Origin of the sequence: Sporosarcina sp. OR05, from assembly GCF_041414805.1 — a bacterium.
In the GTDB taxonomy this organism is placed as follows: Bacteria; Bacillota; Bacilli; order Bacillales_A; family Planococcaceae; genus Sporosarcina; species Sporosarcina saromensis.
This window is the reverse complement of the sequence record NZ_JANKJL010000002.1, coordinates 528,209-537,648: the sequence shown is the minus strand read 5'-3', so window position 1 is coordinate 537,648 and position 9,440 is coordinate 528,209. Positions and strand designations below refer to the sequence as shown.

Sequence of the window (9,440 nt, the reverse complement as noted above, 5' to 3'; positions counted from 1 at the left end):
CTCATCATATCCTGCGTAGTCATGATGTACGATATCGACAATTTCTTTAAAAATTTCCATATACCGAGTCATTGACGCTCACATTTTCCTTTCTATCGCTCGTTCGTGAGATAGCACAAATTACCCCAAGTTATAACTTCGAACCGCACCACGGACAATAGGTAATTCCTATACTTGCAGAACCACCATCATGAATGATCAAACCATAATCATTGTCATCTTCATCATAAATTACAATCTTATCAGGACATTCAAACGGATTACTATGCAAATCACATTTGAAATTCGCATGTACATTCATCTCTTCACAACAGTGTTTCAAATGTTAATCCCCCTCACTAGTACCCGCTCTCCAAGTACAGATTATTTATAAATGCTAAGTCTTACACTATTTGTTGTACTTTAAGACCAGGTATTTCACAAAGTAGATGCTTGTAATAATCTGAACGAAACGTAAAACCGCCAAATTCCTCGTGTGTCGTACAAGAAAACCAAGCGAAATTATTCTTCATAAATGTAATGTCTTCGGGTAAATTAGGCGCAACCCAATCATATAAAGTATTTGCGAATTTAGTTAACAGCTTATACGTTTCTTCATTTGACTCGACTACATATACTGTTGCAGCTGGACCTTTTGTAATCGTATTAGCCCACTTTTTCGTTTTATACGTTTCTAGGGTGAAAGGAGCGAAGTGTGCAAGTATTTCTTGATTATAGTTGAGTTCTTTTCTTGTTATGAAATAGAATTTGTCAGAATTACGCGACAAAACTTTCATTAGTTGCCTATATGTTTCATTTTTAGGATTCTCAATTAACTCCCAGTATTCCATGTTACACCTCCTCTTCTTCATTACAACTTCAACATTAGGTTAATCCATTCATACTGTTTTCACGGAATCGAGCCAGTTTGTTGTATTGCATCTCTTTAAACGACTTTAAGAAACCAATATTTAATAGCCTTAACACTGGCAAATCATTAATACATTTCCGTCTGGATCACTAATGTTGAACCAGTGACCATTTTCAATTTCGGTTAGTATGGTGACTTCCTTAGCTATGACGTATTCATAAGCCGCCTCAATGTCTAAAACATCAAAGTGAAATCTCGGTATTCCATCACGTTTAAACTTCTCAAAAACCTTACTATCTAGCACCAGATTGACATTTTCCAATGAAATCACATAAATGTGTCCATGCACAATTTCTCCATCTGCTGGAACTCCTAACAAACCGCAATACCAATCTCTTGCCTTTGCCACATCACTTACCGGGATGAAAATTGTACTAATTCTCGTTTCAATTGGACTATCCATAACTTTTTAACTCTCCTTTTAGTCACTTATCTAGATAAAGCGCTATTCCATTTTGCTAATCAAGCTTGTTGTGATTTAAAGTAATACACTTTCTAAAATGGAAAGATTTCTCTTCAGAAATAAAGCGTTCTTTTCGATACCACGGCGCTTGCACCATCCAATACTATTAAACGCGTCTGTAAATTGATAAAAAGGCAACACAACTTCTAAATCAATTAAAGGCCTTAAGGAGTTGTAGCCCTCTTTATAGGCCTGGTACAATCTACAATCAAAACGTAGAAAATCTCGATACAGCTTGGTGAAATCAATCTCTGTTGAGCCAAATCGTACACTTTCAAAATCGATTACTCCTGACACCTTATCTTCATTTACAATAATATTCGCGGGACGAAAATCCATATGTATGAAGCTCGGACCATCTGAAGGAGGCAGTTGTCGTTTCATACTTTCGAACTTTTTAATGGCCTGACTATAGATACTTCCATCTAAAACTTCCTTTACGTCCTCAGCAAAACTATAAAATTGCCTCTCCACAAAATTTGACCAGTTCGGAAACTCATCTTGAATACCTGTTAACTGTATTGTGGTAGGTGGCTGAATTTGATGCATGGTTGCATGCAGAACGCCAATCTGATAGGCAACGGTAAGTGACGCAAAGTTGGTTAAAGGTTGCCCTTTTAGTTCTGACAAAAGGAAGGCACCTGGATATTGATCATCACCTGGCCAATAATCCAACATATTCGGTATAGAAACTCGATCTTTTAAGAGCTTATAAGCTTCTAACTCTCGCACATACTTCAGTTTCGTGTGAGGTATTTTCAGAAATACATTTTCCCCGTTCACTAAATTGCATTGATAAACAGTTGAACTATGAGAATCGTCGACTTCGTTAATTGATACTACTTTCAAATTGAATTGCTGGATACCCCTATTGAACATCGGAATTCTCCTTTTCATAAAGTTCTACTTTTGACTGCATGCTAACCTATTATGCAAAAGAGAACTTATGAACTTGATCGTAACGTAATTGTTTCAGACAATTCACCTTCTACATTTACTAAAATCGTAGATGTATTTGGCGTTTTGCGATCCAATTTAATGACATCTCCACTTTCATAAATGCCGTTATTATTGAAAACTACATCGTGAACACCCCCTCCTAAGAAATCACTGCTTTCAACATCGAAGTTGAAGTTGCAGAGCTTTTCAAGGTTCTCTCCTTTGTACGTAATTTTTATACGCTGCGTCTCTTTCCCCCAGAAATTTGACTCAGTCATTAACTCGCAAATCCAGTTGTCACTTTCCCCTTTGAATGCAATACTACTATTGTTTTGACAAGACGCTAGCATAAACATTGAAAACACAACGAGTATGCAATATAAAAACTTCTTCAATGCGTTCCTCTCCCATCTTTTCATTATTCTGTATGTAAAACAGGCTAGTTGCTAAAAAGTGCTGTAATTTGATAAAGAAGCAAACAATCACCTTAACCATTTGTATAAGCTCCCTCCTTTTAGATTCCACAAATCTACAGAAAATCCTTCATTTTCTAGCAATAAAAAAGAAGCGCTGTATGTAGAAACGCTTCCAAAAGGTGTTCAGGCAATAATGTTATATGCATTCTATAAATACCCACTAGGCGAGTTTCGGTCACCTTCCATCTTGTAATCCAACTTCACTTCTGATTGATCACGAACATTGTTTGCATCATGATGGAATTCCCTATATCTCTTTCTTCTCCAATCGACAAATAAGCCAAACGTGATTAGTAGAAGTGTAACCAGTAAGAAAGGCATTGTTTCACCCCCCCTCTCGCTAAGCATTTACTTCATGGACCTTCGCCTTTTTGCATTCCTTCCTCATTTCAAAAACAGTTAGGGCAACCACAATCCATAAGATAGGATTAGACAAGGATATGCCTACTTGTGAGTTGCCGCCAAGCAACGTGAATATAACGATTAAACTCAGTAAATAAGACACCAAGCTAACATTCCACCAAAAAGAAGATTGCGCTGACTTCTCTTTTTGAAAATGTTTCGTGAAGAAGCCTAACAAAACTACCAATAGTAAAAGTCCAATCAGCATTGGTTTTGGTAAGAACAAAAAGTCATTTAACTTAGGAAAGAAATCATAAGCCATTAATAGTGTCAGTGGGATGAGGATGAAGATCATCACATATAACTCTTTACCTTTCACGTTCATCTCTCCTCTCACAATTGTATACGAATGAATGTCTAAATAGTTTCATTGCTCCAATAGTCTAACCCGCTAAATCTACAAAAACGTCTAACGCCCGGGCATGCTAGCAATATTTCCTTATCCCTATAAAAGTTATCCAAGCCACCCGAAGAAATCCGTTGTAAACAAAACAACCAAGATCATTACGCTAAAACCTAATTGGCTAATAGTAAGCAAATAAGCTTTTTTGTTTTCGTCATACTTCCACTCGAAAAACGCTCTCGTTAATTCTGTTAATGCAATTAACACAAAAACGACATAGGTTGATTTCAAAAACCAATCACGATCCTCATGTATTCTACCGATATTGATAAAATAAGCAAAGAACAAAAAGCCAATACAAGCGATCCGAAGTGTCCAATCAATCATCTTATGCTGTTTATTTATGTGATGATAGGAGAAACTACTCCTTTTCTTAACTTTGAGCAAATTCTGCATTATAAGATTGAACAATGATATTGCTAACACGATAATGATGATTAGAAGAATTAATTTCAACCAGTGAAATGGATCGATACCATACATGCATGCTCCCCTCCTCCTACTGTATAGACGCCAAAAAAATAAAAAAGTTTCATTTTTGCAATTATATTAATTATACTAACAGATAACCATCTCTAAGTACGAATTTATTCAACAAAAAAACACCGTAATTAACGGTGCTTATTCGAGTTCTATCAATATTTATCTTTCTAAGCTACATTTTTCAGTCTGCAGTAAAATGTTTCCACGTACACTTACCTTACCGAGAAACTAACTCAGTTACTTCCTTCGGTACAGTAAAATCTTCAATATCATTGAAATAGCTATACGTCGCGTTCAACTTTTGGCGTGTTTTAAAAGAGTTACCTTTGCTGTATGTTTTCATATCCGCATACATATTGAAGCCCGTCACATAGGATGTTTTTTTGTTAATTTTAATGGTGATTTCCATGCGATCAATTAAGAGGAAACCTTCTTCACTCGGTCCGACTTCTGGGAAGATTTCTTTGAATCTAGGGAATTCATCACGATCTAATGAAAGTTTCAATACATAGTCGTAACCGATTGCTTCTAATTTGAAATCATCGTTGAACGTTTTGAACTTGGCAAGATCGACAAGCGGATTGGTTGTCGATACAAGCGTTCCAAATGCTTCTTTCAATGGATCCGTTTCAGACTCGCGCAAACCTTGTTCTCTACTGTCCGCGACAATCGTTTGTTCACCAACGTCATAAATGTCCATGTTCCATACTTCCCCGCCTCTTGGCTGGACTGTTACTTGACGATGGACTTTCATTGGGTCCAAAAAAGCATCCATATTCATATCGAAATTCACACCGGATTTTTCGGTCTTTTCAGGATCGCCGTCAAAAACCGTTCCATTATATTCGTCATACACGACGTGTGCACTGACCGAAGTTAGTGAAGAATTCATCGCTTGCTCAGATTTGTCCAATAAGTCACCAGCTGTTAATTTCTTTTGTGGTTCTTCTGCATTGTTACATGCCGTTACTAGAAGAACGAGCGAACTGACGACAAACGCACTAAGTATTTTTTTCACAATATACTTCCTCTCTACAAAACCTACGTTCATTTTACTGGAAGAATTACACTTCATCAATGCTTTAGACGGTTTTTCTGGCGTGTAAGTTGCATAGACTTGCAAACAGTTTTATTCAACAGCCGAAAAACACCACTTCCCAATTGTAAAATTGTCGATTGCATGCATGTCTGGTTCATAACCAATCCCATTGCTACGCGGGACAGCAATCACACCATCTTGGACAACTACTTCAGGTGTAATAATGTCTTTTTCCCAATAACGTGATGACCCGGCTGTATCACCTGGGTAAACAAAATTAGGTAATGACGTCAACGCGATGTTATGTGCACGACCAATTCCTGCTTCCAACATGCCGCCACACCAAACAGGCACACCCCGCTCCATACAATAATCATGAATTCGTTTCGCTTCCGACAATCCGCCAACCCGTCCGATTTTTACATTAATGACTTTTGTACTTCCTAGCGTGAGTGCTTTTCGTACATCGTTCAAGGAAAGGATGCTTTCATCTAGACAAATTGGGGTCTTCAATTCTCGTTGTAACACAGCATGGTCAACAATGTCGTCATGGCCAAGTGGCTGTTCAATCATTAAGAGGTTGAATGCATCCAGTTCCTTCAACAATTCAATATCATCTAGTGAATAAGCGGAATTGGCATCTGCCATCAAAGGAACATCGGGAAATGCAGCGCGTAATGTACGAAGTAGTTCAACATCAACACCCGGTTTAATTTTCACTTTGATACGTCGATACCCTTCGTCCAAATAGCCTTGTACTTTGGCTACCAGTTCCGAAAAACTTGCTTGCAAGCCAATGCTAATCCCGACTTCAATCTCTTTTCGAGTTCCGCCTAACGCTTCCGCTAACGACATCCGGTTACGCTTGGCAAATAAATCCCAAACGGCAGTCTCTACAGCCGCTTTCGCCATATTGTTTTTACGAATGGAAGAAAAGAGTATACTTACTTCATCTGGATGAGTAATGTCTTTTCCTAGCAATAAAGGAACTAGAAAATCATGGATCATATGTACATTCGTATCGACGGTTTCTTCCGTGTACCAAGGAGCTTCAAAAGCCACCGATTCGCCCCATCCACAATTTCCGTTTTCATCTTGTACTTCAATGACTAAAAACTGCTTGTCTTGCATTGTGCCGAAGCTCGTGGAAAAAGGTTCTTTCATTCGCATTTTTAGTCTTCGGACGGTCACTTCTGCTATACGCAATTTCATCACCTCATAAAAACATCCTGCCACAAAATGACAGGACGCTTGTTGGAATTACAATTCTACTTTCATGCGCCATCCAAAAGGATCAGGCAGTTTTCCTGTTTGAATCCCTGTCATTGTATCATAGATCTTTTTCGACAACTCGCCGATTTCGCCATGATTGACGACCAACTTCTTATCTTGCCAAAACAGTTCGCCAATTGGAGAGATAACCGCTGCCGTTCCTGTACCGAACGCTTCTTCTAACAGTCCGGACTCATATGCTTCGAATAATTCTTCCATTGAAATTTGACGCTCCGTAACCGGAATAGCCCAGTGTTGCAATAATTCAATCACCGATTTGCGTGTAATTCCTTCTAAAATGCTACCGTTTAGTGAAGGAGTAACAACTTCTCCATTGATTTTGAAGAATACGTTCATTGCACCGACTTCTTCAATGTACTTATGTTCTTTTCCATCCAACCATAACACTTGGGAATAGCCTTTCGCCTCCGCAACTTCTTGTGCTTTCATGGCACCTGCATAATTCCCTGCCGTTTTTGCACTACCAGTCCCACCTTTGACCGCACGGACGAATTCTGATTCTACAGCAATGCGGACAGGATTAATACCTTCCTTGTAATACGCACCAACTGGTGAAAGGATAATCATGAAACGATACGTCTTCGAAGGTGCAACCCCAAGATACGGTTGTGTCGCAAAAATGAAAGGACGTATGTATAACGAAGTACCTTCAACATTAGGAATCCAATCTTTATCAATTTGGATTAACTTCCGCAAACCTGCTAGCGCGAGCTCTTCATCGAAAGCCGGCATGCAAAGACGTTCATTGGAACGGTTTAACCGCTTCATATTCTCATCTGGTCTGAACAATAACACTTCCTCTTCTTGCGTAACATATGCCTTCAATCCTTCAAACACTGTCTGACCGTAGTGGAAGACAATCGCAGCAGGATCCAACGTAATCGGTTCGTACGGGACGACTTTGGCGTCATGCCATCCTTTACCTTCTGTATAGTCCATTGTAAACATGTGATCCGTAAAAACAGTTCCGAACGAAAGCTGATCAAACGCCGGCTTCTCTTTCGGATGATTCGTCAATTGTACGTGAATAGATAATTGATCCATTCAGAACCCCTCCTCTATGTATGTATAGTTTTACATTATACACGAAATCATAAAAACTGATATGATATTATGGAAAGATTGGAGGGATGCAAATGAGTGACAACATGAAGATGACCGGTGAGGAAAGACGGGAACTGCTATTGGAAACTTTACGGACAGCGACAAAACCTTTCACGGGCAAAGAACTCGGAGAAATGACAAACGTAAGCCGCCAAGTGATCGTCGGTGATATTACGTTGTTAAAAGCAAAAGACGAGCCGATTATCGCGACAAGTCAAGGCTATTTGTATATGCACACATCATCCGGCCCCGAGAAGATTGAAAAAACACTTGTTTGCCAACATACACCAGAACAAACTGAAGAGGAATTAAATATTCTTGTAGATCACGGGTTAATTGTAAAAGATGTCCGAGTCGAACATCCTGTTTACGGAGATTTGCGTGCATCGATCATGGTATCCAATCGACAGGAAGTGAAAGCATTCATTCGTCGAGTGACCGAAGCAAATGCCGTTTATTTGTCCAACTTATCAGAGGGTGGCGTCCATATGCATACCGTCAGTGCGGACAATCCTAGTCAAATTACAAGTGCAGAAGCAGCATTAAAAAAAGCGGGTATCCTCATTGAATGAGGGATACCCGTTTTAACCTGTTGGCAAACGCTCGCATCCGTTGTTGCTCGTCTTGCTCGTCCGCTCATGAACTATTGTTCTATTCGCGTCTTCGCTCGACTTCGCGCGGACCTGCACGACGCAGGTCATGCAGTCGTTGGGACAGGAAGTCCCGAACTTAGACTGCCTTCCACCTGACAAGCGTTTTCAATCAGGCTAAAATTCCTAATGTCTTACAACTAACTATATTAGAACTACTTACTTATACATCTTCATCAACAATCAGTTTAGTGTTTGGTAATGCGAAGGTGATTTCTTCTGCACGTAGGATATCAAGGATTTTGTAATTCACTTCTTCTTTTATATCCAGATAGGCTCCCCAATCGGTCGTCTTCGTGAAGAAGTACAGCATAATATTCATGCCGTTTTCCTTGTATTCATCAAACTTCACGAAAATGGTCTCCTGATGAACACCTTCATGATTGCGTAATAAATGTCTAATGTCGTCAATGCTTCTTTGAAGTGCTTCTTTGTCGGTAGTAGGCGCTACTCGAATGGTGAAGGAGACTTGCCGTTTGCCCATCTTACTCCAGTTCGTAATCGCTTCATTCGCTAATGTGGCATTGGGAACCGTTACAAGCGCTTGACCGAACGTGCGGATTTTCGTACTTCTAAAAGAAATGTCCTCTACTGTTCCTTCGACAGTTGGCGTATAGATCCAATCCCCGATCGTAAAGGGTTTTTCCGTAATGATGACCACTCCACCGAAAAATTGTGCTAATGCGTCTTTTGCTGCAAGCGCAAACGCCAATCCGCCAATTCCAAGACCCGCGACGAACGTACTGACGTTATACCCAAATTCCTGAGCGATGATGCTCAACGTAATGACAATAATAATGAAGCGCAATGCTTTTGAGATAAAAGGTATTAATATGTCATCGATTCGCATATTAAATCGATTGTTCAGTCCTGAAAAGAAACTTGAGGTAGCTCCTGTCAAATTGTAGAAACCCCAAGCAATGACAATGACGATGGACGATCTGATCAGGTGTAAGAATAGCAGATTTTTTTGATCGATATAGGGGAAATATCCGACTGCTACATAAACACCGATGATCGTCACAAGCCATTGGAACGGTTTTTCAAACGACAATAATATTGTTGAAAAGAAACTATTCGGTGCTTTGTTACTCAGTTTTAAAATGAGTGTAAAAATGTATTTTGCAAACACTTTCCGAAACAACCAAAATAATAATAAGACTCCTAATGCAATACCCGTATGTACAACTTCATACCTCGTAAACCATTCATTCCAATCCAAAATTCATCACTCCTAACACGTCCATCTTAACAAAACATGTTAAGGAGAAAAAGTAA

General features: G+C 39.3%; 13 protein-coding genes. 1 reads left to right on the top strand and 12 read right to left on the bottom strand.

All coding sequences use genetic code 11. The annotated features are described in order from the left end of the window. Positions 1-130 precede the first annotated feature (130 nt). The 11 genes from NRI27_RS06930 to NRI27_RS06880 form a co-directional block, all read right to left on the bottom strand. Entirely contained in the window at positions 131-322 is a 192-nt protein-coding gene (locus NRI27_RS06930) for a DUF6980 family protein (protein WP_371390048.1), read from the bottom strand. Between the two features lie 61 nt (positions 323-383). After that, on the bottom strand, positions 384-830 hold the full coding sequence (locus tag NRI27_RS06925; RefSeq protein ID WP_371390047.1) for a hypothetical protein: 447 nt from the start codon (positions 828-830) through the stop codon (positions 384-386). Between the two features lie 129 nt (positions 831-959). After that, positions 960-1,313, bottom strand: coding sequence for a VOC family protein (locus NRI27_RS06920; protein ID WP_371390046.1), 354 nt, complete (start codon positions 1,311-1,313; stop codon positions 960-962). Between the two features lie 75 nt (positions 1,314-1,388). Then, positions 1,389-2,252, bottom strand: coding sequence for an aminoglycoside phosphotransferase family protein (locus tag NRI27_RS06915; RefSeq protein ID WP_371390045.1), 864 nt, complete (start codon positions 2,250-2,252; stop codon positions 1,389-1,391). A gap of 65 nt (positions 2,253-2,317) precedes the next feature. Beyond that, the gene (locus NRI27_RS06910) at positions 2,318-2,707 is read right to left on the bottom strand and encodes a hypothetical protein (protein ID WP_371390044.1); all 390 of its coding nucleotides are present in this window, start codon (positions 2,705-2,707) and stop codon (positions 2,318-2,320) included. Positions 2,708-2,935: 228 nt separating this feature from the next. Beyond that, complete coding sequence (locus NRI27_RS06905; RefSeq protein ID WP_371390043.1) at positions 2,936-3,109, bottom strand: hypothetical protein; 174 nt, start codon at positions 3,107-3,109, stop codon at positions 2,936-2,938. A 19-nt stretch (positions 3,110-3,128) separates the two neighbouring features. Next, positions 3,129-3,509, bottom strand: coding sequence for a hypothetical protein (locus NRI27_RS06900; RefSeq protein WP_371390042.1), 381 nt, complete (start codon positions 3,507-3,509; stop codon positions 3,129-3,131). Positions 3,510-3,644: 135 nt separating this feature from the next. Next, the gene (locus NRI27_RS06895; protein ID WP_371390041.1) at positions 3,645-4,076 is read right to left on the bottom strand and encodes a DUF4181 domain-containing protein; all 432 of its coding nucleotides are present in this window, start codon (positions 4,074-4,076) and stop codon (positions 3,645-3,647) included. A gap of 217 nt (positions 4,077-4,293) precedes the next feature. Next, positions 4,294-5,094 carry a DUF6612 family protein gene (locus NRI27_RS06890; protein WP_371390040.1) on the bottom strand — a complete coding sequence of 267 codons (801 nt, stop codon included), beginning with the start codon at positions 5,092-5,094 and terminating at the stop codon, positions 4,294-4,296. Positions 5,095-5,205: 111 nt separating this feature from the next. Beyond that, on the bottom strand, positions 5,206-6,321 hold the full coding sequence (gene menC / locus NRI27_RS06885) for an o-succinylbenzoate synthase (RefSeq protein WP_371390071.1): 1,116 nt from the start codon (positions 6,319-6,321) through the stop codon (positions 5,206-5,208). 54 nt (positions 6,322-6,375) lie between these two features. Next, positions 6,376-7,452 carry a branched-chain amino acid aminotransferase gene (locus NRI27_RS06880; protein ID WP_371390039.1) on the bottom strand — a complete coding sequence of 359 codons (1,077 nt, stop codon included), beginning with the start codon at positions 7,450-7,452 and terminating at the stop codon, positions 6,376-6,378. 92 nt (positions 7,453-7,544) lie between these two features. Here NRI27_RS06880 and NRI27_RS06875 point away from each other — a divergent pair, with 92 nt between their 5' ends. Then, on the top strand, positions 7,545-8,084 hold the full coding sequence (locus NRI27_RS06875; RefSeq protein ID WP_371390038.1) for a transcription repressor NadR: 540 nt from the start codon (positions 7,545-7,547) through the stop codon (positions 8,082-8,084). Between the two features lie 241 nt (positions 8,085-8,325). Here NRI27_RS06875 and NRI27_RS06870 read toward each other — a convergent pair whose 3' ends face one another. Beyond that, on the bottom strand, positions 8,326-9,384 hold the full coding sequence (locus tag NRI27_RS06870) for a mechanosensitive ion channel family protein (protein WP_371390037.1): 1,059 nt from the start codon (positions 9,382-9,384) through the stop codon (positions 8,326-8,328). Positions 9,385-9,440 lie beyond the last annotated feature (56 nt).